A 26,450-nucleotide genomic window follows, 5' to 3' on the forward strand; every position below is an offset into this window, starting at 1 on the left:
GTGGCTCCGCCACATGACCCGCCACCCCGCACGCCGATCGCACGCACCGAACGCCGCTCCTTCTCCCACGGAGATCCATCAGAAGGGCCCTAGCCGCGAGCCGCCAGCAGCTGCTCGATCACGACCGCCACACCGTCCTCGTTGTTGGCGACCGTGCGGCCGGAGGCGGCGGCGACGACGTCGGGGTGGGCGTTGCCCATCGCGTACGACTGTCCGGCCCAGGTCAGCATCTCGACGTCGTTGGGCATGTCGCCGAAGGCGATGACCTCCTCGTGCGAGATGCCGCGCTCGGCACACTCCAGCGCGAGCGTGCTCGCCTTGGAGACGCCCGGACCGCTGATCTCCAGCAGGGCGCTGGGGCTGGACCGGGTGACGGTGGCACGCTCGCCGACGGCGAGCCGGGCGATGGTGAGGAAGGCGTCGGGGTCCAGGTCCGAGTGGTAGGCGAGGATCTTGAGCACGGGCTCGCCTGCGCTCGGGCCGTCGACGGCCAGGATGTCCTCGGCGGCCAGCAGATGGTCGGGTATCTCCATGTGCAGCTTGGGATAGGCCGGCTCCTGGTGGAAGCCGTACGTCTGCTCGATCGCGTACACCGTGCCGGGCGCGGCCTCGCGCAGCAGCCGTACGGCGTCCAGCGCGTTCTCCCTGGCCAGTTCGCGTACCTTCACGAAGCGGTGGGCTCCGGGGCCGCCGTGCAGGTCGACGACGGCGGCGCCGTTGCCGCAGATCGCCAGGCCGTGGCCGTGGACGTGGTCGCTGACGACGTCCATCCAGCGGGCCGGACGGCCGGTGACGAAGAACACCTCGATACCCGCCTCCTCGGCGGCGGCCAGCGCGGCGACCGTCCTCGTGGAGACCGACTTGTCGTCGCGCAGCAGGGTGCCGTCGAGATCGGTGGCGATCAGCCGGGGCGGGGTCGCGAAGGCAGAGGTCTCGGGCTGTCGGGTCGCTGAGGTCACCGGGCCATTCTCGCGCATATGCCCGCACGGGAGTGCGTCGGTGCGCACAGATGAGACACAGACGACTCCGGAACGGGTTCAGCCGAGCTGGGCCGGGGCCTCCATGGCGATCCGTTCGAAGACCTTCTCCTCGGCGGCGAACACCGAGTCCGGGACGGGCCAGTGGATCACCAGCTCGGTGAAGCCCAGCTCCTGATACCGGCCGGCGAAGTCCACGAAGGCGTCCAGCGAGCGCAGTGGACGGTCACGGTCCGGGGTGAAGCCGGTGAGCAGCACCCGGTCCAGCTCCGACACGTCCCGGCCGGCCGCCGCGCAGGCGTCGGCGAGCCTGCCCAGCTGTCCGCGCAGCGCCTCGTAGGACTGCTCGGGCGTGCCCGTCTCGAACAGCTTGGGGTCGCCGGTGGTCACCCATGCCTGGCCGTGCCGTGCGGCGAGCTTCAGCCCGCGTGGGCCGGTGGCGGCCACCGCGAAGGGCAGCCGGGGCCGCTGGACGCAGCCCGGGATGTTGCGCGCCTCACCCGCCGAGTAGAACGCGCCCTCGTACGTCACCGTGTCCTCGGTGAGCAGCCGGTCGAGCAGGGCCACGAACTCGGCGAACCGGTCGGCCCGCTCGCGTGGCGTCCACGGCTCCTGGCCCAGTGCGGTGGCGTCGAAACCCGTGCCGCCCGCGCCGATGCCGAGCGTCACCCGGCCGCCGGAGATGTCGTCGAGGGAGATGAGCTCCTTGGCGAGCGTCACCGGATGCCGGAAGTTCGGGGAGGTGACCAGTGTGCCGAGACGCATCCGCTCGGTGCGGGCCGCGGCGGCCGTCAGCGTCGGCAGGGCACCGAACCACGGGCCGTCCCGGAAGCTGCGCCAGGACAGGTGGTCGTAGGTGTACGCGGTGTGGAAGCCCAGTTCCTCGGCGCGCGTCCAGGCGGAGGAGCCGCCCTCGCTCCAGCGGCGGTACGGCAGGATCACGGTGCTCAGACGCAGACTCATGGGTCCGAGACTAAGGGGACGCACGGGCAGGGGACGAAACGGTCACCGTACGCGGCTGCTCAGCCAGGGCGTGAGCAGGCTCGCGGCGAGGTACTCCCGGTAGGTGCGGTCGCCGGGCAGCGGCACCACCAGCGCGGCCGAGGGCGGGAAGCGGCGGGCGCGGACGTGGGTCAGGCCGCCGAAGACGGAGTGCAGGAAGCCGGGCACGTCGTCGCGCGGGACGTCGTGGAACTCGACCCCCTCGACCGTGATCAGGGCGTCGTCCTCCGGATGGAGCCGCACGCTCACCCGGGGCACCCCGCCGAACTCGGCGTACGCCTCGTGCGGCAGAGAACCGTCCGGGTCCGTGACGACACCGAAGGCCGCCGCGGTGCGTCGCGAGGTCCGGTCGGCGCCGATGTCGTGCGTGACCTCGATCTCCCGCCCGTACTGCGCGGCGATCCCCTGGAGAGCGTCGACGGCCGCCTCGGTCGTCGGCAGGTGTTCCCGGTGGTACCCCGAATGGTCCATACCACTCATGATGCCGGGCTCAGTGCGCTTCGGGGAAGCGCAGGTAGGCGGGCGGCACGGCCTTCGTCAGCCACACTCCGTTCGCGCTGAGGTGGAAGACGTGACCGTCCCGGTGCATCGCGCCCGCGTCGACCGACAGCACGACGGGGCGCCCGCGCCGGGCCCCCACCCGTGTCGCGGTCTCCCGGTCGGCCGACAGGTGTACGTCATGCCTGTTCATGGGCTTGAGGCCGACGGCCCTGATCGCGTCCAGGTGGCGGCCGACGGTGCCGTGGTACAGGTACGGCGGCGGGGTCGCCGGGGGCAGGCCGAGGTCGACGTCGACGCTGTGGCCCTGGCTGGCGCGGATCCGGGTGCCGTCGATCGCGAAGCGCTGCTTGTCGTTGTCGGCGACCACGCGGTCCAGTTCATCGCGGCTGACGGGGAACCCGTGTGCCGCGGTCGCCGCGAGCAGGGCGTCGATCTCCACCCAGCCGGCCTCGTCCAGCGTCAGCCCGATGCGGTCGGGCTGGTGGCGCAGGTGCTTGGAGAGGTATTTCGACACCTTCACGGTGCGCTGTTCTTCGTTCTGTCTGATGGTCTTCTTGTCGTTCACATCACCAGGGTGACGGCGAGACGCGGATCACGCAGATATTTTCGGCGCGAGGTTTGATCCACAAACAAGTGCGGTTATCCACAGGAGAGTTGGCGCGACTGTGGACAACCGCTGGGCGATTCGGGGGGTTTCGTCAAGATCGTTCACGAACCCGTGACATGTGGCCATGGCGGCCAAGTGGCCTGCTTCGAGAACGCGTTCGTCGGTGAACGCGATGAAGGCCGACGTGCCGTGCGGGCCAACTGGCCTTCGTACGGCCTGAACCGTGTCGGCGGCTGCTTCTCCGCCCGCCTGTTGTCTGCGCACCTAGCGGGTGGCGAACAGGCGTGTGTTCAAGGGTGAGTTACGCATCCACCGTCTGCCGGCGAGCGGGCGCAAGCGCCGCGGTGCGGTCCGCGCCGCTCACAGCTTCGGCTCCACCCTCGCCAGCCGGCGCGACAACCGGGGTGCCCACCGCGACAGTGCCCGCATCCCCCGTGCCTCCGGGGTCACCGGCACCACCGCCCGATCGCGTGCCACCGCGTCCAGGATCGCCGAAGCCACCTTCTCCGGTGGGTAGTTCCGCATCCCGTACAGCCGCGCGGACCGCTGCTGCCGACGCCGTTGCTCCGCCTCGTCGACCCCCGTGAAGCGGGCCGTCGACGTGATGTTCGTGTTGACGAAGCCGGGGCAGATCGCGCTCACGCCGATGCGCCGGTCGGCGAGTTCCGCGCGCAGGCACTCCGAGAGCATGAGGACCGCCGCCTTGGACGTGCTGTAGGCCGGCAGGGCGCGGGAGGGCTGATACGCGGCCGCGGACGCGACGTTCACGATGTGACCGCCCTGCCCGCGTTCCGCCATCCGGGCCCCGAAGAGCCGGCATCCGTGGATCACGCCCCACAGGTTCACGTCCAGGACCCGCCGCCAGTCCTCCGGTGTCGTCGTGAGGAAGGAGCCCGACAGCCCGACGCCCGCGTTGTTGACCAGCACGTCCAGTACGCCGTACGCGCGGTGGACCCTCTCCGCGAGCTTCTCCATCGTCTGCTCGTCGGAGACGTCGGCGGTCTCGGCCCAGGCGTCCGCCGCGCCGGCCAGCCGGGACAGCTCGGCGGTGCGGGTGGCCGCCTCCCCGTCCCGGTCCACGGCCACCACCCGCGCGCCCGCCTCGGCGAAAGCCAGCGCCGTCGCCCGCCCGATGCCGCTGCCCGCCCCGGTGACCAGCACCAGCTGCCCCCCGAAGCGCTGGGCATGCGGATCCGAGCGCTTCGGCTCCCGCTCCGGGTCCTCCTCGACCGACAGCACGAACTCCTCGATCCAGGCGGACACCTGGTCCGGCCGGGTGCGCGGGATCCAGTGCCTGTCCGGCAGCGTGCGCCTGGTCAGCCGGGGCACCCAGCGGTCCAGGTCGTCGTAGAGCCGCTCGGACAGGAACGCGTCGCCCAGGGGCGTGATCAGCTGCACGGGCGCGTGCGCGTACGCGTCCTCGCGCGGGTGGCGCAGCCGGGGCCGGACGTTGTCGCGGTACAGCCAGGCCCCGTGGGCCGCGTCGGAGCGGAGGGACGCGGTCGGGTAGTCGCCCGCGGGCAGCCGTTCGGCCCGCTGGAGCAGCTTCGGCCAGCTCCTGCCGAGGGGGCCTCGCCAGGCCAGTTCGGGGACGACCGGGGTGTGCAGCAGGTAGACGTACCAGGACCTGGCGCCCTGGCCGAGAAGCTGGCCCACCCGGCGGGGCGTCGGACGCTTCACGCGCGCGTCGATCCAGTGCCCGAAGTGGTCCAGGGACGGACCGGACATCGAGGTGAAGGAGGCGATGCGGCCCTCGGTGCGCGCCACCGTGACGAACTCCCAGGACTGCACCGAGCCCCAGTCGTGGCCGACCAGGTGGACCGGGCGGTCCGGGCTGACCGCGTCGGCGACCGCCAGGAAATCGTCCGTGAGCTTGGCGAGGGTGAAACCGCCGCGCAGGGGTTTCGGGGCGGTGGAGCGGCCGTGGCCGCGGACGTCGTACAGGACGACGTGGAAGCGGTCGGCCAGTCGGGTCGCGACCTCGGACCACACCTCCTTGCTGTCCGGGTAGCCGTGGACGAGGACGACCGTCGGGGCCGACGGATCACCCAGCTCCAGCACGCACAGGTCGACGCCGCCCGTACGCACCCGCCGTTCGCGCGCGTCTTCGATGCCCGTCACTTGTCCTCCGCCCAGCGCCGCGTGTGTGCGTGACACCCGTGAATGTGGCAGTTGTTAGAGGGATCGTCAACAGGGCGGCCGGGGCTCGGGATAACTCTGGGTAGCTCTCAGGAAGGGGATCCCCTAGGGCTCCGTAATACTCGAGGGTGATGTGAAGACGGCTCTCGGGTCTGACGACCGGACGTGGTCCAGGTCACTACCTTCGATGTCGTGACTGTGATCGCGACCGAAAGCCTGAGCAAGCGGTTCCCCCGGGTGACCGCGCTCGACCGGCTGTCCGTGGACATCGGACCCGGTGTGACCGGACTCGTCGGAGCCAACGGCGCCGGCAAGTCCACCCTGATCAAGATCCTGCTGGGTCTGTCCCCCGCGACGGAGGGCCGCGCCGAGGTGCTCGGCCTGGACGTCGCGACCAAGGGCGCGGCCATCCGCGAGCGGGTGGGCTACATGCCGGAGCACGACTGCCTGCCGCCCGACGTCTCGGCCACCGAGTTCGTCGTGCACATGGCCCGGATGTCCGGCCTGCCGCCCACCGCCGCCCGCGAGCGCACCGCGGACACCCTGCGCCACGTCGGCCTCTACGAGGAGCGGTACCGCCCCATCGGCGGCTACTCGACCGGCATGAAGCAGCGCGTGAAACTCGCCCAGGCCCTGGTGCACGACCCGCAGCTGGTCTTCCTGGACGAGCCGACCAACGGCCTCGACCCGGTCGGCCGCGACGAGATGCTCGGCCTGATCCGCCGGATCCACACGGACTTCGGCATCTCGGTCCTGGTCACCTCGCACCTGCTCGGCGAGCTGGAGCGCACCTGCGACCACGTGGTCGTCGTGGACGGCGGCAAGCTGCTGCGTTCCAGCTCCACCACGGACTTCACGCAGACCACCACCACCCTCGCGATCGAGGTCACCGACAACGACGAGCACCCCGACGGCACCCGCGCGGTGCGCGACGCGCTCACCGCGCGCGGGATCGAGACGGACAACGAGGGCGCCGGCCTCCCCGGCGCCGGCCACATCCTGCTGCTCACCGCCCAGGGCGAGGAGACCTACGACCTGGTCCGGGACGTCGTCGCCGACCTGGGCCTCGGGCTGGTGCGCATGGAGCAGCGCAGACACCACATCTCCGAAGTGTTCACCAGCAGCGACGAGCAGCGGAAGGAGGCGACCGTCCATGGCGGTTGAGCAGCCCCTGGCCACCCCCGCGGGTGACCAGTCCCGTATCCACGACATCGGCTACCGCGGCTACGACGGCCCGCGGCTGGGCCGCGCCTACGCCCGCGTCTCCCTCTACTCGCAGACCCTGCGCGGCTCCTACGGCCTCGGCCGCTCGGTGAAGTCCAAGGTCCTGCCCATGCTGCTGTTCGCGGTGATGTGCGTGCCGGCCGCCATCATGGTCGCCGTCGCCGTCGCCACCAAGGCGCACGACCTGCCGGTGACCTACTCGCGGTACGCGATCATCATGCAGGCCGTGATCAGCCTGTACGTCGCCTCGCAGGCACCCCAGGCCGTCTCCCGTGACCTGCGCTTCAAGACCGTCCCGCTGTACTTCTCGCGGCCCATCGAGACCGCCGACTACGTCCAGGCCAAGTTCGCGGCCCTCGCCTCCGCCATGTTCATCCTCACCGGCGCCCCGCTGGTCGTGCTGTACGTGGGCGCCCTGCTCGCCAAGATGGGCTTCGCCCACCAGACCAAGGAGTTCGGCCAGGGGCTGCTCTCGGTGGCCCTGCTGTCCCTGCTGTTCGCCGGCATCGGCCTGGTCATCGCGTCGGTCACCCCGCGCCGCGGCTTCGGCATCGCCGCCGTGATCGCCGTACTGACCATCTCCTACGGCGCGGTCACCACCCTCCAGGCCATCGCCGACTCCCAGGGCAGCGCGGGCGCCGTCCCGTGGATCGGCCTGTTCTCACCGGTCACCCTGATCGGCGGCCTGAGCACCGCCTTCCTCGGCGGCACCAACACCTTCCCGGGCGGCGACGGCCCCACCCACGCCCAGGGCGTGGTGTACCTGCTCGTCATCCTCGGTCTCGTCGCCGCGACCTACGGCCTGCTGCTGCGCCGCTACAAGAAGGTGGGACTGTGACCACACTCTCCATCGACCACGTCTCCCGCTGGTTCGGCAACGTGGTCGCCGTCAACGACATCACCATGACCATCGGCCCCGGGGTCACCGGCCTGCTCGGCCCGAACGGCGCCGGAAAGTCCACCCTCATCAACATGATGGGCGGCTTCCTCGCCCCCTCCACCGGCACGGTCACCCTCGACGGGCAGCAGGTCTGGCGCAACGAGGCGATCTACAAGCACATCGGCATCGTCCCCGAACGCGAGGCGATGTACGACTTCCTCACCGGCCGGGAATTCGTGGTCGCCAACGCAGAGTTGCACGGACTCGGTGCCAAGGCGGCCCAGCGTGCGCTCGCGACGGTCGAGATGGAGTACGCGCAGGACCGCAAGATCCAGACGTACTCCAAGGGCATGCGCCAGCGCGTGAAGATGGCGTCCGCCCTGGTCCACGACCCGTCCCTGCTCCTCCTCGACGAGCCCTTCAACGGCATGGACCCGCGCCAGCGCATGCAGCTGATGGACCTGCTGCGCAGGATGGGCGACGAGGGCCGGACGGTCCTGTTCTCCTCCCACATCCTCGAAGAGGTCGAGCAACTCGCCTGGCACATCGAGGTCGTGGTGGCCGGCCGGCACGCGGCCAGCGGCGACTTCCGCAAGATCCGCCGTCTGATGACCGACCGCCCGCACCGCTACCTGGTCCGCTCCAGCGACGACCGGGCGCTCGCGGCGGCGCTCATCGCGGACCCCTCCACCTCGGGCATCGAAGTGGACGTCACCGAGGGTGCGCTGCGCATCCAGGCCGTCGACTTCGGCCGTTTCACCGCGCTGCTGCCGAGGGTCGCCCGCGACCACGGCATCCGGCTGCTCACGGTCTCGCCGTCCGACGAGTCCCTCGAATCCGTGTTCTCGTATCTGGTCGCGGCGTAGGAGGCCGAAGATGTACGACCCCACAGTCGCCCGGCTCACCTACCGGGCCCTGCTCGGCCGTCGCCGGGCCCTCATCCTGGGCGCCCTGCCCCTGCTGCTGATCGTGATCTCCGTGGTCGTCCGCGGCCTCGCGGGCGCCGACGACCAGACGGCCGCCGACCTGCTCGGCGGCCTCGCCCTCGCGACCATGGTGCCGCTCATCGGCGTCATCGCGGGCACGGGCGCGATCGGCCCCGAGATCGACGACGGCTCGGTGGTGTACCTCCTGTCCAAGCCGATCAAACGGCCGACGATCATCTTCACCAAGCTGATCGTCGCGATCGCCGTGACCATGGTGTTCTCGGCCCTGCCGACCCTGATCGCGGGCTTCGTCCTCAACGGCAACGGCCAGCAGATCGCCGTCGCCTACACGGTGGCCGCGCTGGTCGCGTCGATCGCCTACGCGGCGCTCTTCCTGCTGCTGGGCACGGTCTCCCGGCACGCGGTGGTCTTCGGGCTCGTCTACGCCCTGGTCTGGGAGGCGCTGTTCGGCTCCCTCGTCCCGGGCGCGCGCACCCTGAGCGTCCAGCAGTGGTCCCTGGCGGTCGCCCACAAGGTGACCGGTGGTGACCTGGTCACGTCCGACGTGTCCCTGACCACGGCCACCGTGCTGCTGGTGCTGGTCACCGTCCTGGCGACCTGGTTCGCGGGCCAGAAGCTGCGCTCCCTGACGCTGGCGGGCGAGGAGTAGACGGGCCGCCCCCTTACTGACGGGGGCTTCACCTGCCGCCGGGCAGACTGGGCAAAGGGGGACGTTCTGTGGAGAGGGACGGGGATGGCTGAGGGCTTCGAAGGCGCCGACTGGGACGGCATCGTCCTGGACGAGGACTTCATACGGTCGGCCGAGACCTCGGAGCCGTCCGCGCGGGCACGGATGCTTGCGGCGCGGTGGCGTGCGGAGAAGCCGGAGCCCCAGCCCTGGCGGTCGGACGAGCCACCGGCGGGGTGGTTCTTCAGCAAGGGGCGGCGCAGGTGGTGGCGCCGGTGAGGCAGTGGGGCGACCACGCGCCGTGGGCGCCCTACGAATAATCACTGGCGTCCGACTCGGCCCATCGGCACAGTAGCTGTGTCAGCCCACCATCAGGGAGAGGAGCCGGACGATGTCCGTGCACGACAGTACGTCCCGCTCCCGTCAGGGCAGCCTTCGGCGGATCGCCGTGTAGCTGCCCGGGGCGGCCGCTTCGAGCACGCGATGGTCGCTCTCGCGTGGGCCGCCCACCCGGAGAATTGGCCGAGTGGAAAGGCACCGGCTCGTGCTGTGCTCCATCGGACGCGAGTCGTGGTCGGGCCTGAGAAGCCCGCGCACGTTCGATCCGTGCATTCTCCGCGGACCCGCAGGCCCGCTTCAGCCGAGCAGACGCTCCACGACCGCCGCGATGCCGTCCTCCTCGTGGGAGGACGTCACCTCGTCGGCCACCGCCTTCAGCTCCTGATGGGCGTTGGCCATGGCAACCCCGTGAGCGGCCCAGGCGAACATCGGGATGTCGTTCGGCATGTCGCCGAAGGCGATCGTGTCCGCCGCCTTCAGACCGAGCCGGCGCGCGGCCAGCGACAGACCCGTCGCCTTCGACAGACCCAGCGGGAGCAGTTCCACGATCCCCGCGCCCGCCATGGCCACGCTCACGAAGCCGCCGGCCGCCTGGCGCGCGGCCTCGGCCAGTTCGTCGTCGGAGAGGTCGGGGTGCTGTATGTAGATCTTGTTCAGCGGTGCCGACCACAGATCCGCGGCGTCCGTGAAGGGGGTCGACGGAAGGTGACCCGTCACGGCGTACCCCGGGCCCACCAGCACGTCACCGTCGAGTCCGTCCCGGCTCGCCGCCAGGTGGAGCGGGCCGACCTCGGCCTCGATCTTCGCCAGCGCGACCGCGGCCAGCTGACGGTCCAGCGTCACCGACGTCAGCAGGCGGTGCGACCCGGCGTCGTACACCTGCGCCCCCTGGCCGCAGACGGCGAGGCCGTCGTAGCCGAGATCGTCGAGGATGTGCCGGGTCCAGGGGACCGCGCGGCCGGTGACGACGATGTGTGCGGCGCCCGCCGCGGTGGCCGCGGCGAGCGCCTCTCGGGTGCGCCGGGAGATCGACTCGTCGGAGCGCAGCAGCGTCCCGTCGAGATCGGTGGCGATGAGCCCGTAGGGGAACGAGGTCACCGGGACACCGGCTCCAGGACCTCCCGGCCGCCCAGGTACGGGCGCAGCACCTCGGGCACGCGCACCGAGCCGTCGGCCAGCTGGTGGTTCTCCAGGATCGCCACGATCGTGCGCGGGACGGCACACAGCGTGCCGTTGAGCGTCGCGAGCGGCTGCACCTTCTTGCCGTCGCGCATCCGGACGGACAGCCGGCGGGCCTGGAAGCTGTCGCAGTTGGAGGCCGACGTCAGCTCGCGGTACTTGCCCTGGGTCGGGATCCACGCCTCGCAGTCGTACTTGCGGGACGCCGACGCGCCGAGGTCGCCCGAGGCCACGTCGATGACCTGGAAGGGCAGCTCGAGGCCGGTCAGCCACTGCTTCTCCCAGTCCAGGAGCCGCTTGTGCTCGTTCTCCGCGTCCTCGGGGGCGACGTAGGAGAACATCTCGACCTTGTCGAACTGGTGCACGCGGAAGATGCCGCGGGTGTCCTTGCCGTACGTGCCCGCCTCGCGGCGGAAGCAGGGCGAGAAGCCCGCGTAGCGCAGCGGCAGCCGGTCGGCGTCGAGGATCTCGTCCATGTGGTACGCGGCGAGCGGTACCTCGGAGGTGCCGACCAGGTAGTAGTCGTCCTTCTCCAGGTGGTACACGTTCTCCGCGGCCTGGCCGAGGAAGCCGGTGCCCTCCATGGCGCGCGGACGGACCAGCGCCGGGGTCAGCATCGGGGTGAAACCGGCCTCGGTGGCCTGCGCGATGGCCGCGTTGACCAGCGCCAGCTCGAGGAGGGCGCCGACACCGGTCAGGTAGTAGAAGCGCGAGCCGGACACCTTGGCGCCGCGTTCGACGTCGATGGCGCCCAGCGCCTCGCCGAGCTCCAGGTGGTCCTTGGGCTCGAAGCCCTCCGCGCCGAAGTCGCGGATGGTGCCGTGCGTCTCCAGGACGACGAAGTCCTCCTCGCCGCCGACCGGGACGTCGGGGTGCACGAGGTTGCCCAGTTGCAGCGCGAGGCGCTTGGTCTCCTCGTCGGCCTCGTGCTGCTCGGCGTCGGCGGTCTTGACGTCGGCGGCGAGCTGGCTCGCCTTCTGCAGCAGCTCGGCCTTCTCGTCGCCGGAGGCCTTGGGGATGAGCTTGCCGAGCGTCTTCTGCTCGTTGCGCAGCTCGTCGAAGCGGACGCCGGACGACCTGCGCCGCTCGTCGGCAGCCAGGAGGGAGTCGACGAGCGCGACATCCTCTCCACGGGCGCGCTGGGACGCGCGCACACGGTCGGGGTCCTCACGGAGCAGGCGAAGGTCAATCACGGAGTCAAGGCTACCGGTGTGGGGTTGCCCCTCACGACTCACTATTCCCACGTGTTCCGATTCACGGCTTACGTTCCGTTATGAGCGAATTGCCGATCGTGTCAATAAAAAGTGTCTCACTCCCTGGGACGGGGCACGTACCCGGCTCTCGGTTGACTCGAAATCCTTGCGGGGAGCGGGACTTGGGGGCCGGGTTGTCCACAGGTATCCACGCGTCCGCGAGAGTTATCCACAGGGTGTGTGGAAGGAGTGTGGACTTCGAAATTGATCACTCCGCAAGCGTCGCGCGAAGAGAGGAATTCCCGTCCCAAACCAGGGCAAAACACACTTTCGAGTGGAAAGGCGTCGCTCCGGAAGATGAACCAAGGGAAACGAGTGGACGAAGGGTGAGGCGAGCGAGCGGGGTCCTGTCGAGGGGTTGTAGGCCGATTTGTCGACAGGGTCAGGTGTCTCTGTCGACTTGTCCCCAGGTCGAGAAGAGTGCCTGTGGATAACTTCTGTGGATAACGAAGATACGAGAGTACGACTGGCTAGAAGCGGCCGTCCTGGCAGCGTGCCACCCAGTCCGAGGCGGCCATGAACTCCTCGTCCGAGGTTCCCGGCAGCGTCGGCCCCGTGGTCTCGCCGGGACGGACGTCCGCCCGCGGGTACGAGCCCAGGAACCGCACCTGGCGGCAGATCCGCTTCAGCCCCATCAGGGCCTCCGCCACCCGCCGGTCGGAGATGTGGCCCTCGGCGTCGATGCAGAAGCAGTAGTTGCCGATGCCGGCACCGGTCGGCCGGGACTGCAGGAGCATCAGGTTGATGCCCCGGGTGGCGAACTCGCCGAGCAGATCACGCAGCCCGCCGGGATGGTCCTCGTTCTGCCAGAGGACGATCGAGGTCTTGTCCGCGCCGGTCGGGGCCGCGGGCCGAGCCGGACGGCCGACGAGCACGAACCGGGTCTGCGCGTTCTCCGCGTCGTGGATCCCGGTCTCCAGGGCCTCCAGGTGGTACCGCTCGGCCGCGAACTCACCGGCGAACGCGGCGTCGTAGCGGCCCTCCTGGACGAGCCGGGCGCCGTCCGCGTTCGACGCGGCGGACTCCCAGAGGGCTTGGGGGAGGTTGGCGCGCAGCCAGTTGCGGACCTGCGGCTGGGCGACCGGATGGGCGGTCACCGTCTTGATCTCGGAGAGCTTGGTGCCCGGCCGGACCAGCAGCGCGAAGGCGATCGACAGCAGCACCTCGCGGTAGATCATCAGCGGCTCGCCCGCGACCAGTTCGTCGAGGGTCGTGGTGACCCCGCCCTCGACGGAGTTCTCGATCGGCACGAAGGCGGCCTCGGCCTCGCCGTTCCTGACGGCGTCCAGCGCGGACTGCACGGAGACGTACGGGACGAGCTCCCGGGTGGCGGACTCCGGAAGCGTGCGCAGGGCGACTTCGGTGAAGGTGCCTTCGGGACCGAGATACGCATAGCTCGCTGGCATGTCCCTCACCCTAATGGGCGCAGCCACGCCCGGCCGACCTGTCTCACCGGATCCACTCGACCGGGTGGTTTGAAACCCGAGAGGCCCGCTGTCACCCCTCCAGCAGTCGCTGCCCCACGTACTCCCCGTCACCCGCCCCGCCCGGCACCGCGAACAGCCCGCTCGCCTCGTGCCGGATGTACTGCGACAGGGCGTCCCCGCGGTCCAGCTTCCGTTGCAGCGGCACGAACCCGCGCAGCGGATCCGCCTGCCAGCAGACGAAGAGCAGCCCCGCGTCGGGCGTCCCGTCCGCGTCGATGCCGTCGTGGTACGAGAACGGGCGCCGCAGGATGGCCGCGCCGCCGTTCTGGTCGGGCCGGGTGATCCGGGCGTGGGCGTTGACCGGGACCACGTACTCGCCGTCGGCCCTGGCCTTCTCCAGGTCCATGGCCGTGGTCTCGGTGCCCCCGGACAGGGGCGCCCCGTTCGACTTCTTCCGCCCGATCACGTTCTCCTGGGCCGCGAGCGACAGCTTCTCCCAGTCGTCGAGAAGCATGCGGATCCGTCGTACGACGGCGTAGGAACCGTTCGCCATCCACGCGGGCTCACCCGAAGAGGGCACGAAGATCCGCCGGTCGAAGTCGGAGTCGGTCGGCTTCGGATTGCGGGTGCCGTCCAGCTGGCCCATGAGGTTGCGGGCCGTCATGGGGTGGGCGGTGGCACCGGGGGTGCGGTTGAAGCCGTTCATCTGCCAGCGCACCCTGGCCGCGCCGCCGGCGTCCTTCTGGATCGCGCGCAGGGCGTGGAAGGCGACCAGCGCGTCGTCGGCGCCGATCTGCACCCACAGGTCGCCGTTGCTGCGCGCCTTGTCGAGATGGTCGGAGGAGAAGTCGGGCAGCGGGTCCAGGGCGGACGGCCGCTGCTTCTCCAGCCCGGTTCGGGCGAAGAAGCTGTTGCCGAAGCCGAAGGTGATGGTCAGCGACGAGGGACCCGCGTCCCTGGCCACGTCCGTGTCGTCGTGGGTCGTCGGCTCGCCCGCCATCAGCCGTCCGGCCGTCGCCGACCAGCGGCGCAGCAGCGCGGCGGCCTCCGTGCGGCCCGCGCCCGCCGCCAGGTCGAAGGCGATCAGATGACCACGCGCCTGGAGGCCCTCGGTGATGCCCGGCTGATGTTTCCCGTGAAACATCGCCCGGCCCGAGCCCACCGAGCTGAGCGGGGTGGCCCGGGCGGGTGCGGCGGCGTAGCCGACGCCCGCGCCCGCCGCACCGAGCGCGAGCCCGGTGGCCCCGGCGGTGCCGAGCAGCGCGCGCCGGCTGACGCCGCCGGCCGGGGGCGTCGACGGGGTCTCGCCGGTGACCGGCGTACGAAGGGACGGGGACTGTTCAGCCATGGTGCGGTTCAGCCGATCTGCGCGTGCTTGGAGACGGTCACCTGGTCGATGTCGGAGGTCCGCACGGTCACGGAGACGGTCCAGTCGCCGGCCATGGGGATCTGCACTCCGTTGGCGGACCAGTGCCCGGTGGTGACGTGGTCGGGTGCCACGGGAAGCGGCCCGATCTTCTTGGCGGCGAGGGTGAAGGAGACCTTCACCTCGGGGATGTCGAAGGCCCGCCCGTTGGGTCGCTGGACGTAGACGTGCATCTCGTTGCTGCCCACCGTCGCGGGGTCGAGGTCGACGCGGACGACGCCCTTGCCGTCCTTGCCGCCGGTGTCGAAGGACATGTCGAGGGTCAGCGCACCACCGGACGAGTCCGACGACGAGGACGAGGACGACGAGGACGACGAGGCGGCCGCCTTGGCGTCCAGTTCGGTACGGCCGGGCTCGGTCTGGGTCAGCACGGTGGTGACCGCGAGCAGGACGACGGCGACCCCGGCCTCCGCGAGGACCGAGCGGCGCAGGCCGAAGCGGTCCGGGTCGGCGTCGCGCACGCGCTTCTGCCGGGCGACGTCCTTGGCGGCCTGCTGCCGGGCCAGTTGGGCGGCGCGCTCGGGGTCGTCGGCGCCGGAGGCGGCCTTTCCGGCGGGCACGTCCTCGGAGGTTCCCGAGGCACGGGCGCCGGAGGCCTTCTTCGGGGCGGCGGACGCCTTGACCGTCTCCTTCTCCGCCTCGGCGACCGACTGCTTCCCGGCCGCTGCGTTCCGGCCGCTCGACCTCCCGGCCGCCGCGGCCGCCGGGTCCGCCAGCCGTCCCGTCCAGCGCCGCGAGACGGACGCGATGCCGACGAGCAACGCCACGAGACCGATCTTGACCAGCAGCAGTTCTCCGTACGTGGTGTCGGTGAACGCCGACCATGAGCCCAGCTGGCGCCAGGACTGGTAGATGCCGGTGCCCACCAGCGCCAGCACGCTCGCGAAGGCGACCTGGGAGAAACGCCGTACGGCCGCGGACTCGACCGGTGTGTCGGCGGGCGCCCGGTACAGGGCGACCAGCAGGGCGGTGAGGCCACCCAGCCAGGTGGCCACGGCGAGCAGGTGGATCACGTCGACCGGCATCGCGATGCCCGGCTGAAGTCCGGTGGAGGCGTGCTCGGCCATGGCCCAGCTCGCCGCGAGCCCGGCGGCCACCACGGTCCCGCCGATGGCGAGCCCGAAGGCCAGGTCGCGCTTCTCCGTGCCCTCCTCGCGCTTGTCGTAGGCCCCGAAGAGCACGGCGATGAACAGCGCGGCGGCCGCCAGCAGCAGCAGCCGGGAGACCAGGGCCGCGCCGGGCTTGGTCTGCAGCACCTGGCCGAGCAGGTTCAGGTCGAAGATGTCGCCGACGCTGCCGGAGGTCGTGTACGAGCCGCGCAGGAGCAGCAGCCACAGGGTGGCCGCGGTCAGCGTCAGCCAGCCGCCCACGACGAGCCGTTGCAGGGCCCGCACCCCGGAGCCGCGCTGCCAGCAGGCGAGCACGAAGGCGGCGCCGCCGACGAGCACGATGTACCCGGCGTACGACAGGTAGCGCCCGAAGCCGTAGAGCCAGCCGACGACTCCGCCGCCCGCGTCCTGGTTCCCGACCGAGGCGACGGTCTTGGAGGGCGCTCCGACCGAGAAGGTGTAGGCGCCGGCGACGGGGTGGCTGTCCGCGGAGACGACCTGCCAGGCGACGGTGTACGTGCCCTTGCCCAGGCCGCTCTTGAGCTGGACCCCGTAGGTGGTCGCGGACAGGTTGTCCGGCTTGGCGGTGTCCACCCGCTTGCCCTGGGGGTCGAGGACCCGGATCGAGTTGCTGTTCATCGAGACGTTCTCGGAGAACGTGAGCGAGACCTGGTCGGGTGCCTCGGGGACCACCACCCCCTGGGCGGGGTCGCTGCCGGTCAGCGCGGCGTGCGCGGAGGCCGGCCCGGCGCCCGCCAGCAGCGCGCCGGTGACGGCGAGGAACAGCAGCACCAGGGTGCGCAGGCGGGGGGTGATGGTCCGCGTCAAGGTCGGTCCTCCCTCAGTGTCCGGTCGACGGGTTGTACGTGGCGGACTTCACCGGCATCTCGACGGTGAGCGGACCGGATTCGGCGAACGTGAGTCTCAGCGTGATCGTGTCGCCCTGCTCCGGGCGGCGCTTCAGCTTCTCGAACATCAGATGGTTGCCACCGCTTTTGAACACGAGTTGACCGTGGGCGGGCACCTCGAAGGAGCCGACCTCCTGCATCGCGCCCCCGGCGGTCTCGTGCATGGTGATCTCACCCGCGGCGTCGCTGGTGACGGAGGTCAGCTCGTCCTTCGTGCCGCCCTTGTTGGTGATCGTCAGGAACCCGGCGGCCATGTCGGCGGAGACCGGCTGGGGCATGTAGGAGGCGCCGACGGACAGCGCGGCCCCCGAGGAACCCGACGCACCCGAGCCGCCGCAGCCCACCAGGACCAGCGCGCCCGCGAGGGCCGCACCGGTCGCCGCCGTGCCGGTCAGGGCGAGCCGCCTCCCGGTCAGGACCGGACGGCCCGCGGTCCGCGCCGGACGCCTCACGGGTTCTCCCCCTTGATCAGCTTGGGGAGGTCCTTGGTGTAGTCGTCGACGGTGGCGTTCTCGCCGTACAGGACGTAACCGCCGTCGGTCTTCGGCGAGAACGCGATGACCTGGGTGCCGTGCACCGAGACGACCTTGCCGGTCTTCTTGTCCTTGTGGGTCGGCTCGATGGAGATGCCGAGGGTGCGGGCGCCGGCCTGGATGGTGGCGAAGTCCCCGGTCAGGCCGACGAAGGTGGGGTCGATCCCCTTGAGCCACTTGCCCAGTTCGGACGGGGTGTCACGGGCCGGGTCGGTGGTGACGAACACGACCCGCAGTTTCGCCTGGTCGGCCTTGGACAGTGCCTTCTTGGCGACCGCGAGGTTGTTCATGGTCAGCGGGCATACGTCGGGGCAGTGCGTGTAGCCGAAGTAGACCAGCGTGGGCCGGCCCTTGGTCTCGGCACGCAGGTCGTACTTCTTGCCCTGGGTGTCGGTGAGCACCAGGTCCGGCTTCTCGAACGGCTGGTCGAGGATGGTCGCGGCCTTGTTCGAGGTGTCCCCGGCGACCACGGTGGCGGGTGACTTGGCGTCGTCGCCGCTGCCGCAGGCGGAGAGGGTCAGGGTGGCGGCGGCGAGCAGGGCGGCCGCGGCGAACGTCTTCTTGCGCATAGAGATATGTCCCAGATGTGAGAGATCCGGTACGCACCGGGGTCGTACGGGGCAGCGGAACTCCGCCAGCCTCGCATGACCCCCGGTGCGCGTTACGGACGTGGCGCTCAGGCCTCGGAGCCCGTGGACCGGCGGCGTCCGGCGAGGACGCCGTAGGCGACCCCGGCGGCGCCGACGACGATGCCGACGATTCCGAGGACGCGGGCGGTGGTGTCACTGCCGCCGGACGGACCGGAGTCGTCGGCGGCCGTGGTCTCGGTCTTGGCGGAGGTCTCGGCGGCGGCGTCCTCGGCGGCCGCGGTGCCGTGGTGGTCACCGGTGGCAGCGGACAGCGCGAGGACCGGGGCCGGGTTCTCCGGCTCCTCCTGGCCCTTCTGCTGGGCCTCGATCCAGCGGACGACCTCCTTGTTGGAGTACGTCTGGAGCGCCTTGAAGACCAGTTCGTCGGTGTTCTCGGGCAGGGCGCCCACGGAGAGCGGGAACTTCTGGAAGTAGCCCGGCTGGATGCCCTTGCCGTCGGAGGCGGTCCAGGTGACCTTGGTGACCGCCTCGCCGATCTTCTCGCCGTGCATCTCCAGCGGCTTGGCCAGCTTGGACTTGGTGACGTCGATCTTCCAGCCGGCCATCGGCTGCGGCATCACGGACGCGATCGGGTGGTCGGCGGGGAAGTTGACCTCGACCTTGGTGGTCGAGGCGTCGTCGCGCTCGTTCGGGACCTTGAAGTCGATGACCGCGTAACCGCCCTTGGCGGCGGTGCCCTCGGGCTGCACGCTGACGTGCGCGAACGCGGGCGAGGAAACGGCGAGTACGGCCGTACCCGCGACGGCGGTGACGGCGGCGATACGAGAAGCCTTCATGGCAGGGAGCACTCCACTCTGATCGAGTTCTGTCGGTGAGGGTGCGCGCACGGTCCCGTCCGCCGTCGGTGGCGCACCACAGGCGGCCGTCGGTGATCGGAGGAAGCACGCACGCGCGCGTGCCGCACGACGGCGGCCGGCCCCTCCGGACGAACCCCGGGGGAGTGCTCTGGTCGTGTCGTGTCAGGCGGCGAGATCGAGTGCGGCGGCCGCCGGCGGCCCCCGCCGGAGCAGGGAGTGCTGGAGCGTGACGGTGCCCGGGGCGGGTGGTTCGTCCCAGCCGGTGCCACGACCGTCCCGCGTGAGCGCCTCGGGTGCGGCGACAAGCCCGGCGCACAGTGCGCACGCCAGCGCGAGCGCACCGCGCAGGGAACGTACGAGTGCCCCCTCCGTGACCCCGTGCGCCGACAGGTCGAGCAGCCGCAGCAGCGCCAGATCGCCCCGCCGCAGCAGCCACCCGGCCACGACGGCCGCGAGCAGATGTCCGAGCAGCATGGGCACGGAGGGCAGCAGGGAAGCGGAGGATCCGGTGGCGTCCGCCGCGTGGGCCATCGCGCTCATGTCCATGGCCGAGCCGGAGGTGCCGGGAACCGGTCCGGAGGCGCCGAGATGCGCCGCGGAGAGGATCTTGTACGCGTGGGCGGGGCTGATCTGTGCCGCCCCCGCCCCGCACAGCAGCTCGGCCGCCCGCTGGACCAGCGCCGCGTCGTCCGCCGGCGTCGAGGAGCCGGAGGACATCGGGGAGCCGGCGGTCATCGCGGAGCCGGCGGCCATGGCCGTACCGCCGTGCTGGCCGAGCCCGAACAGCGTGTGCAGCACGCTCTGCAGGACCGCGAGCAGGGCGACGGTCCCCGGCAGCGAGCGGGCCCGCCCGGTCAGCGGTGCGACGAGCGCCATGGTGCTCAGGAAGCCCACGCCGAGCGTCCACAGCGGAACGGTCGCGCAGGAGGCCATGGTGTGACCCGCCGCGGCCAGCATGACGCAGAGCGCGGCGAACACGGCGGCCCGCAGGAGCCGCAGTCCGCTTCCGGGGCGCGCGACGCGCGGGCGGGGGGCAGTCATGGCGCGCTCATCATCGCACTGGACCCGGTGCCCCTTGACGGCAGGTCCGGAAGATTCCGTTACGGCCGGAAACGTGGGAAGGCCCCGCAGGAGGCGTCCGGCGCCAGAAGCGGAAGGCGGCAGGCCGGGCGGTGGGCGGCTCGCCGACGGGGAAGGAGGGGAGGAAGCGGAAGATCTTTTTGTGCCGAACCAGCCGCTCATACACCGAAACCTCCCCCGGCGCATCCCCCGGATGGGCGTTCTCACATGAACGGAGTGCTTACACCCGCGCACAGCTGGCAATAGGTATCGGTATGTCGAGCCGCGGCCGGGAGGCTGGAGCATGAGCATCTGGTGGTCACTCCATCTGCGGCGTGAGGCCGCGAGCGTGCCGCTCGCCCGTCGGCTGCTGATCGGCACCATGGAAACGGCGGGCGTCGACCCGGACATCTCCTACGACCTCTCCGTCGCCCTCAGTGAGGCCTGCGCGAACGCCGTCGAACACGGCGGCGCCGGCCGTCCCTCGGAGGCGTACCGGGTCACCGCCTACCTGGACGGCGAGAAGTGCCGTATCGAGGTGGCCGATTCGGGGCCGGGGGTCGGCCCCGGGTTCGCCCGCACCCAGGACATAAGGCCGGCCCGTCCCGACGCCGAGCACGGCCGAGGGCTCTGTCTCATCAGAGAACTCGCCGATCACGTCCACATCGGCAGCAAACCGGGCCGCAGCGGCACGGTGGTCAGTTTCGACAAGATCCTCAAGTGGAAGAAAGATCCTTCCCTGCTTTCGGCATGACTCTCGCTCCCGCATAACCCGCGCGCTAGGGTGCGCGCATGATTCTCAGTAAGATCAAAGAAAGCCTCGTCCTGCCCGACGTCATATTGCGTCCCATTGCCCTCGGTGACGCGAAAGCGCTGTGCTCCGCGTACGCCGTCAACCGCAGTCACCTCGAACCCTGGGAACCGGTCAGACCCGAGTCCTTCTTCACCGTCGACGGTCAGACCGAACGCATCGATGGCCTGCTGAAACAGGCCGCGGACGGGGTCATGCTGCCGTTGCTCATGGAGTCGGTCCGCACCGGTGGGATCATCGGCGCGATCACTCTTTCCGGAATTACCCTCGGTCCTTTCTGCAGCTCCTACGTCGGCTATTGGGTAGCCGGTGACCAACAGGGTCGCGGGCTGGCCACGGCCGCGCTTGATCGGGTCTGTGAGATCGCCGAGGAGGTCGTCGGACTCCATCGGATCGAGGCGTCCACCCTCATCGACAACACGACGTCACAACGCGTGCTGAAGAAATGCGGATTCGAGACGATCGGTGATGCCCCGCAGTATCTCCACATCAATGGAGAATGGCGGGACAGCCGGCTCTTCCAGCGGATCCTGCACCACCACGACCCGGCTCTGTGACCAGGGCCATGGCCACTTCTGTGACCATGCCCGCGACCAGCTGCTTGCCGCCGGTTCCGGCTTCCCGGGCGTTCACAGGCCGCTGCCAGCTCCTGCTCATGCCCCTGACAACCGGCGTTTCTAGCTTCGTCGGCCATGACGGGAAACCACAAAGGCACGTCGATCACCCGCCGCCGCGCCCTCGTGGTGTCCGGCGGCACGGTGGCGGCCGGCGGCCTCGCGGTCGCCGGCTTCCAGTCGGCCTTCGCCGACACGGCCGACGGCACCGACGCGGACGCCACGGCCTCCGCGCGCTCCACCAGCAGTGAGTGCCTGACGCTGATGAGCAGCGTCACGGAAGGCCCGTACTACCTCGACGGCGCCTTGGTGCGCAAGGACATCACCGAGGGCAAGGCCGGCGTTCCGCTGACCCTCCGCCTGACCGTCGTGGACGCCACCGACGGCTGCACCCCGGTCAAGGGTGCGGCGGTCGAGATCTGGCACTGCGACGCCTGGGGCTACTACTCCGGTTACACCACCGCCAACCCGGGCGGCTCCGCCCCGGCGGAGAGCGAGGAGGGCGACTCCGCCGACGACCAGACCTACCTGCGCGGCTACCAGATCGCGGGCGCCGACGGGGTCGTCAGGTTCGAGACGATCTTTCCCGGCTGGTACACCCCGCGCACCTGCCACATCCACGTGAAGGTGCACACCGGCGGCGAGAAGGAGGACGGCACCTACGAGGGCGGCACGGTCAACTACACCGGTCAGCTGTTCTTCGCCGACGACATCGCCGAGGAGATCTTCACGCTCGCTCCCTACGCGAAGCACACCGGCAGTTACACCGTCCTCGCCGACGACATGGTGTACGACGGCGGCGGCGCCGCCGGCGGTCTGCTGACCCTGAAGGCGGTGCACAAGAAGGACCCGTCGAAGGGCTACAAGGGGTCCCTGACCCTGGCCGTCGACCCGGACGCGGAGAACACCGGCGCCGGCAGCGGTGGTGGCGGGACGCCTCCGAGCGGTGCCCCGAGCGACGCGCCCACGGGCACCCCGCCGAGCGGCGCCCCGACCGACGGCGCCTCCCCCTCGGCCTCCGCCTCCTAGGGTAAGGAACATGACACGTCGCGAGGACGACGCGCTGGCGCTGGCCGCGGTGGCCGCGCTCACCGGTCAGCTGGCGGTGGCCCCCAAGCCGGGGCTGCCCGACCCGCGTGACCTGGACGCCCGCAGCAGGCGCCGGGAGCACGACAGTCTGCGCTGGTCGGCGAGGGCGCTCGGGCCCGGCCTCGCGGCGATGGCCGCCTCCGCCCGCCGCACCGGCACTCCCACGCCGGTGCTCCGGGCCGAACTCGGCGCGATCGGCCGCTGCACCGAGCACTCGGTCGGCCTGGCCGGCGGCGGGCACAGGGGCGCCCTGTGGGCGCTCGGCCTCCTGGTCGCCGCGGCCGCCCTGGATCCCCGGGCCAAGGTCCGCGAGATCGCCGCGACGGCCCGCACGATCGCCGCGTTCAACGACAAGGGCGCCCCCAAGCGCCCCTCACGGGGTTCGACGATCTCCGCGAAGTACGGCGCGCCCGGCGCCAGGGGCGAGGCCAGGGCCGGGTTCCCGCACGTCCGGCGTGCGGTGGAGGCCCTGGCGACGGCCCGCAGGGCGGGGGCCACCGAGAGCGAGGCCCGCCTCGACGCCCTCCTCACCGTGATGTCCACGCTCCAGGACACCGAACTCCTCTACGAGGCGGGCCCTCTGGGCCTGCGCCACGTACAGGCGGGCGCGCGGGGGGTCCTTGAGGCGGGCGGCACCGCGACCAGGGCGGGCGCGGAGGCCCTGACGGCCATGGACGCCGACCTGCACGAACGAGGCTGGAGCCCGAGAGGAAGCGCAGGTCTGCTGGCCGGCGCACTGTTCCTGGACGCCTTGTCCGGAGCGCCCCGTTAGGGGCACTGGGGGTACCCCCGGCCGAAGGCCGGGGGAGGAACTGCGCGACCAACCCCCACCCACCCGCAGAACGCAGCGATGGCCGGGCACCCACCCAGGTACCCGGCCACTTCTTCCTTCGTCAGCCCTTCAGAGAGGCCATCCAGGCCTCGACCTCGTCCGACCGCCGGGGCAGCCCCGCGGACAGGTTCCGGTTGCCGTCCTCCGTCACCAGGATGTCGTCCTCGATCCGGACCCCGATCCCCCGGTACTCCTCCGGCACGGTGAGGTCGTCGGCCTGGAAGTACAGCCCCGGCTCGACGGTCAGCACCATCCCCGGCTCCAGGACGCCCTCCACGTACGTCTCGGTACGCGCGGCGGCGCAGTCGTGGACGTCGAGGCCGAGCATGTGCCCGGTGCCGTGCAGCGTCCACCGGCGTTGCAGCCCGAGCTCCAGGACCCGCTCCACCGGCCCCTCCACGAGCCCCCACTCGACGAGCCGCTCGGCCAGCACCCGCTGCGCGGCATCGTGGAAGTCGCGGTACTTGGCGCCCGGCTGCACCGCCGCGATCCCGGCCTCCTGCGCGTCGTACACCGCGTCGTAGATCTTCTTCTGGAGCTCGCTGTACGTGCCGTTGACCGGAAGCGTGCGCGTGACGTCGGCGGTGTACAGGCTGTGCGTCTCGACGCCCGCGTCCAGGAGGAGCAGGTCGCCGGAGCGCACCGGGCCGTCGTTGCGGACCCAGTGCAGGGTGCAGGCGTGCGGGCCGGCCGCACAGATGGAGCCGTAGCCGATGTCGTTGCCCTCCACGCGTGCGCGCAGGAAGAATGTGCCCTCGATGTAGCGCTCGGAGGTGGCCTCGGCCTTGTCGAGGACCTTCACGACGTCCTCGAAGCCGCGCACGGTCGAGTCGACGGCCTTCTGCAGCTCGCCGATCTCCCATTCGTCCTTGACCAGGCGGGCCTCGGAGAGGAAGACGCGCAGTTCCTCGTCGCGCTCGGCGGTGACCTTGTCGGTCAGCGCCTCCTGGACGCCGGCGTCGTGGCCGCGCACGACCCGGACCGGGCCGGTGGCCTCGCGCAGCCTGTCGGCGAGTTCGCGTACGTCGGCCGCGGGGATGCCGTAGAGCACCTCGGACTCGGTCAGGGAGTGGCGGCGGCCCACCCACAGCTCGCCCTGGCCGGAGAGCCAGAACTCACCGTTCTCCCGGTCGGAGCGGGGCAGCAGGTAGAGGGTGGCCACATGGCCGTCGTCCTTCGGCTCCAGGACGAGTACGCCGTCCTCCGTCTGGTTGCCGGTGAGGTAGACGTACTCGACCGACGCCCGGAACGGGTACTCCGTGTCGTTCGAACGGGTCTTCAGGTTGCCGGCCGGGATCACCAGGCGTTCGCCCGGGAAGCGGGAGGACAGCGCCGCGCGGCGGCGGGCGGTGTGCACCGCCTGCTCCACCGGGGTCAGGTCACGCAGCTCCGTGTCGGCCCAGCCGGACTTCATGCTCTCGGCGAGTTCGTCGGACACGCCCGGGTACAGGCCGTTCTTGCGCTGCTTGATCGGCTCTTCGCTCTCTTCCGGGGTCTCCGGGGTGAGCTCGTCGGCCACGTCATCCTCCTCGACACTGCTGCGGATGCCGTCCATCGTACGTTCGTACCGAACGGCGTCCCAGGGTCGTAGGACTCCTGGCGAGGCGGACTCCTGGCGAAATGAACTCCTGGTCGTCCGGCCGGTCAGTCGAAGCGGGCTGCCAGCAGCACGACGTCGTCCTGGCTGTCGGCCGTGTCCAGCCCGTCCGGCAGCACTGTGCGCAGCACGTGGTCGGCGATCGCCCCGGGGTCGTGGCGCAGCGCCCGGGGGATGCTCGCGGCGGCCGTGTGCAGACGGGCGAAGGCGCGGTCCATGGGGTCGCCGGTACGGTGCAGCAGCCCGTCGGTGTACAGCAGAACCGTCTCGCCTGCCTCCGCCTGGATCTCCACGCTGGGCGCCTCCCAGCAGGCGAGCATCCCGAGCGGCGCGGACACCGAGGTCTCCGCGAACACCGTGCGGTGCGCCCCGATCAGCAGCGGCGGACTGTGCCCGGCGCCGGCCAGGGTGACCTTGCGCAGCGCGGGTTCGCAGTACGCGAACAGAGCGGTGGCGGAACGGGCCGGCTCGGTCAGCCTGAGCAGCAGTTCGAGGTCGGAGAGGACCGCGACCGGGTCCTCGCCCTCCATCACGGCGTACGCCCGCAGGGAAGCCCGCAGCCGCCCCATCGCGGCGACCGCGCTCGGTCCGGAGCCGGTCACCGAGCCGACCGCGAGACCGAGGGCGGCGTCCGGCAGCGGCAGCGCGTCGTACCAGTCGCCGCCGCCGCGCGGGCCGGTGCGGTGCCGGGCGGCGAGCTGGACGCCGGCCACCCGGGGCAGCCGGGAGGGGAGCAGTTCCTCGGCGATGGTCGCCATGCACGCGCGCGTGCGCGCCACCTCCAGCAGCCGGGCCAGGTGCTCGGCCGCGTGGCGCACGTACAGACCGACCAGGTGACGTCGGCGCTCGTGCGGCTCGGCCGGCTCGTCGTAGAACCAGACGACCGCCCCGAGACGGGTGCCGGCGGCGGTGGTGAGGGGGAGCGCGTAGCTGGCGGCGTAGCCGAGGCGGAGGGCGACCTCGCGGTGCCGGGGGTCGAGGCCGTCCTCGGCGAACAGGTCGGCGTGCACGATCTCGGCGGTGGTGCCGGTGTCGTACGGCAGCGCAGCGCGCGGGACGGTCTCCAGGTGGCCGAGGTCGGCGCGGCCGAGACCGAGGCCGATCGTGGTGTGCGGGCCGGGAGCGTCGGCGGGCTCCAGCGCTACGAGACCGCGCCGGGCGCCCACGAGGGCGGCACCGGCGCGCAGCAGTTCCTGGAGGGCGGGCTCGGGCCCGTCGGTCCGGGCGAACCGCTCGGTCAGTTCATGGAGGGTGGTGAGGTCGGAGACCCAGCCGGCCAGCCGGTCCTGGAGGAGGGTGCCGGGAGCCGGGGCCACGGGGGCCTTCGGGACGGGTGGTGCGCCCGGGGCGGAGGGAATCGGCGCGACAGTGTGGGTGGGCGCGGGAACCGTTGAATCGATTCCAGCCACTTTCGGAGGATGCGGGGCGCTCATCGTGTCCGGCTCTCGGACCTGTGCGTACTGCTCAAAAGCATCGCAAACCCCCATGTCTTTCTGCGCCGCTGGCAGTGTTTCCACATGTACACGCACTCGTAAGGAGATGTCCAGCATTGTCCTGCTGGGATTCCTGGTGTCCGTGAGACCTTGTGAGGGTGTCTCCCGGAGCCTTGCACAAAACCAAAGTTGGCTTAAAACTGACTCGGGTAACGGTTCATTGCGGTCGACTGGCCTTGCTCCACGGAGCGTCACAGCGGTCGTGATGGGTACGTACTCGGTGAAGGCCAGGGGTGGTTGGGGACCACCCGGAACCTGGCGACGGACCCGGGCGTCATAACCACCGACGACCGTGCCCCATCCTCCCGTGGCGGAGGCGGAGAGAAACACCCGGAACGGCAAAACGCCAGACTTCGCCACCCCCACGCCGTGTCCGTGGTTTTGATAGAG

25 protein-coding genes and 1 tRNA gene are annotated in these 26,450 nt (G+C 70.8%); 10 read left to right on the forward strand and 16 right to left on the reverse strand.

Annotation, left to right across the window (positions count from 1 at the left end; genetic code table 11):
* Positions 1-89 precede the first annotated feature (89 nt).
* The 5 genes from AB0958_RS25585 to AB0958_RS25605 all read right to left on the reverse strand — a co-directional run bounded on the left by AB0958_RS25585 (position 90) and on the right by AB0958_RS25605 (position 5,208).
* Entirely contained in the window at positions 90-977 is an 888-nt protein-coding gene (locus tag AB0958_RS25585; protein ID WP_366892793.1) for a Cof-type HAD-IIB family hydrolase, read from the reverse strand.
* 60 nt (positions 978-1,037) lie between these two features.
* Positions 1,038-1,940 (reverse strand): LLM class flavin-dependent oxidoreductase, encoded by a 903-nt coding sequence (locus AB0958_RS25590; protein ID WP_366892794.1) that lies wholly within the window; start codon positions 1,938-1,940, stop codon positions 1,038-1,040.
* Between the two features lie 42 nt (positions 1,941-1,982).
* Entirely contained in the window at positions 1,983-2,450 is a 468-nt protein-coding gene (locus AB0958_RS25595; protein ID WP_366892795.1) for a hypothetical protein, read from the reverse strand.
* 19 nt (positions 2,451-2,469) lie between these two features.
* A complete protein-coding gene (locus AB0958_RS25600) occupies positions 2,470-3,045 on the reverse strand; it encodes an RNA 2'-phosphotransferase (RefSeq protein ID WP_366892796.1) in 576 nt (191 codons plus the stop codon).
* A 402-nt stretch (positions 3,046-3,447) separates the two neighbouring features.
* Positions 3,448-5,208 carry an SDR family oxidoreductase gene (locus AB0958_RS25605; protein WP_366892797.1) on the reverse strand — a complete coding sequence of 587 codons (1,761 nt, stop codon included), beginning with the start codon at positions 5,206-5,208 and terminating at the stop codon, positions 3,448-3,450.
* A 216-nt stretch (positions 5,209-5,424) separates the two neighbouring features.
* On the opposite strand from AB0958_RS25605, the gene AB0958_RS25610 reads away from it, so the two are divergent.
* The 6 genes from AB0958_RS25610 to AB0958_RS25635 all read left to right on the forward strand — a co-directional run bounded on the left by AB0958_RS25610 (position 5,425) and on the right by AB0958_RS25635 (position 9,562).
* A complete protein-coding gene (locus tag AB0958_RS25610) occupies positions 5,425-6,390 on the forward strand; it encodes an ABC transporter ATP-binding protein (protein WP_366892851.1) in 966 nt (321 codons plus the stop codon).
* Positions 6,380-7,288: an ABC transporter permease gene (locus AB0958_RS25615; RefSeq protein WP_132888288.1), complete on the forward strand. Its 909-nt coding sequence runs from the start codon at positions 6,380-6,382 to the stop codon at positions 7,286-7,288. The genes AB0958_RS25610 and AB0958_RS25615 overlap by 11 nt, the downstream gene beginning before the upstream one ends.
* Positions 7,285-8,196 carry an ABC transporter ATP-binding protein gene (locus AB0958_RS25620; RefSeq protein ID WP_366892798.1) on the forward strand — a complete coding sequence of 304 codons (912 nt, stop codon included), beginning with the start codon at positions 7,285-7,287 and terminating at the stop codon, positions 8,194-8,196. Before AB0958_RS25615 ends, AB0958_RS25620 begins: the two co-directional genes overlap by 4 nt.
* Before the next feature lie 10 nt (positions 8,197-8,206).
* Positions 8,207-8,926: an ABC transporter permease gene (locus AB0958_RS25625; protein WP_366892799.1), complete on the forward strand. Its 720-nt coding sequence runs from the start codon at positions 8,207-8,209 to the stop codon at positions 8,924-8,926.
* 84 nt (positions 8,927-9,010) lie between these two features.
* Positions 9,011-9,223, forward strand: coding sequence for a hypothetical protein (locus tag AB0958_RS25630; RefSeq protein WP_366892800.1), 213 nt, complete (start codon positions 9,011-9,013; stop codon positions 9,221-9,223).
* Positions 9,224-9,456: 233 nt separating this feature from the next.
* Positions 9,457-9,562: transfer RNA gene (locus AB0958_RS25635), tRNA-OTHER, on the forward strand.
* An 18-nt stretch (positions 9,563-9,580) separates the two neighbouring features.
* Here the strand turns inward: AB0958_RS25635 and AB0958_RS25640 are convergent.
* The 9 genes from AB0958_RS25640 to AB0958_RS25680 form a co-directional block, all read right to left on the reverse strand.
* Entirely contained in the window at positions 9,581-10,381 is an 801-nt protein-coding gene (locus tag AB0958_RS25640; protein WP_366892801.1) for a Cof-type HAD-IIB family hydrolase, read from the reverse strand.
* On the reverse strand, positions 10,378-11,655 hold the full coding sequence (gene serS / locus AB0958_RS25645) for a serine--tRNA ligase (protein WP_366892802.1): 1,278 nt from the start codon (positions 11,653-11,655) through the stop codon (positions 10,378-10,380). Before serS ends, AB0958_RS25640 begins: the two co-directional genes overlap by 4 nt.
* A gap of 530 nt (positions 11,656-12,185) precedes the next feature.
* Positions 12,186-13,121, reverse strand: a complete 936-nt coding sequence (gene pheA, locus AB0958_RS25650) for a prephenate dehydratase (protein ID WP_366892803.1) — start codon at positions 13,119-13,121, stop codon at positions 12,186-12,188.
* A 91-nt stretch (positions 13,122-13,212) separates the two neighbouring features.
* Positions 13,213-14,490: an iron uptake transporter deferrochelatase/peroxidase subunit gene (efeB, locus tag AB0958_RS25655; RefSeq protein ID WP_366892804.1), complete on the reverse strand. Its 1,278-nt coding sequence runs from the start codon at positions 14,488-14,490 to the stop codon at positions 13,213-13,215.
* Between the two features lie 8 nt (positions 14,491-14,498).
* The gene (locus AB0958_RS25660) at positions 14,499-16,505 is read right to left on the reverse strand and encodes a copper resistance protein CopC (protein WP_366892805.1); all 2,007 of its coding nucleotides are present in this window, start codon (positions 16,503-16,505) and stop codon (positions 14,499-14,501) included.
* 13 nt (positions 16,506-16,518) lie between these two features.
* Positions 16,519-16,980 carry a copper chaperone PCu(A)C gene (locus AB0958_RS25665; protein WP_366892852.1) on the reverse strand — a complete coding sequence of 154 codons (462 nt, stop codon included), beginning with the start codon at positions 16,978-16,980 and terminating at the stop codon, positions 16,519-16,521.
* A gap of 53 nt (positions 16,981-17,033) precedes the next feature.
* On the reverse strand, positions 17,034-17,687 hold the full coding sequence (locus tag AB0958_RS25670; RefSeq protein WP_366892806.1) for an SCO family protein: 654 nt from the start codon (positions 17,685-17,687) through the stop codon (positions 17,034-17,036).
* 107 nt (positions 17,688-17,794) lie between these two features.
* Complete coding sequence (locus AB0958_RS25675; protein WP_366892807.1) at positions 17,795-18,544, reverse strand: YcnI family protein; 750 nt, start codon at positions 18,542-18,544, stop codon at positions 17,795-17,797.
* A 183-nt stretch (positions 18,545-18,727) separates the two neighbouring features.
* The gene (locus AB0958_RS25680) at positions 18,728-19,606 is read right to left on the reverse strand and encodes a hypothetical protein (RefSeq protein WP_366892808.1); all 879 of its coding nucleotides are present in this window, start codon (positions 19,604-19,606) and stop codon (positions 18,728-18,730) included.
* A gap of 322 nt (positions 19,607-19,928) precedes the next feature.
* Between AB0958_RS25680 and AB0958_RS25685 the strand changes: the two genes are divergently transcribed.
* The 4 genes from AB0958_RS25685 to AB0958_RS25700 all read left to right on the forward strand — a co-directional run bounded on the left by AB0958_RS25685 (position 19,929) and on the right by AB0958_RS25700 (position 22,910).
* Positions 19,929-20,378, forward strand: a complete 450-nt coding sequence (locus AB0958_RS25685) for an ATP-binding protein (protein WP_132888277.1) — start codon at positions 19,929-19,931, stop codon at positions 20,376-20,378.
* A gap of 38 nt (positions 20,379-20,416) precedes the next feature.
* On the forward strand, positions 20,417-20,992 hold the full coding sequence (locus AB0958_RS25690; protein WP_366892810.1) for a GNAT family protein: 576 nt from the start codon (positions 20,417-20,419) through the stop codon (positions 20,990-20,992).
* Between the two features lie 135 nt (positions 20,993-21,127).
* Positions 21,128-22,078 carry an intradiol ring-cleavage dioxygenase gene (locus tag AB0958_RS25695; RefSeq protein ID WP_366892812.1) on the forward strand — a complete coding sequence of 317 codons (951 nt, stop codon included), beginning with the start codon at positions 21,128-21,130 and terminating at the stop codon, positions 22,076-22,078.
* A gap of 10 nt (positions 22,079-22,088) precedes the next feature.
* Positions 22,089-22,910 carry a triphosphoribosyl-dephospho-CoA synthase gene (locus AB0958_RS25700; RefSeq protein ID WP_366892813.1) on the forward strand — a complete coding sequence of 274 codons (822 nt, stop codon included), beginning with the start codon at positions 22,089-22,091 and terminating at the stop codon, positions 22,908-22,910.
* A gap of 121 nt (positions 22,911-23,031) precedes the next feature.
* Here the strand turns inward: AB0958_RS25700 and AB0958_RS25705 are convergent, their stop codons facing one another.
* Entirely contained in the window at positions 23,032-24,525 is a 1,494-nt protein-coding gene (locus tag AB0958_RS25705) for an aminopeptidase P family protein (protein WP_366892815.1), read from the reverse strand.
* A gap of 89 nt (positions 24,526-24,614) precedes the next feature.
* Positions 24,615-26,117: a PP2C family protein-serine/threonine phosphatase gene (locus AB0958_RS25710; protein WP_366892816.1), complete on the reverse strand. Its 1,503-nt coding sequence runs from the start codon at positions 26,115-26,117 to the stop codon at positions 24,615-24,617.
* Positions 26,118-26,450: the final 333 nt, after the last annotated feature.

The sequence above is a fragment of the Streptomyces sp. NPDC006655 genome (genome assembly GCF_040703965.1).
GTDB lineage: Bacteria > Actinomycetota > Actinomycetes > Streptomycetales > Streptomycetaceae > Streptomyces.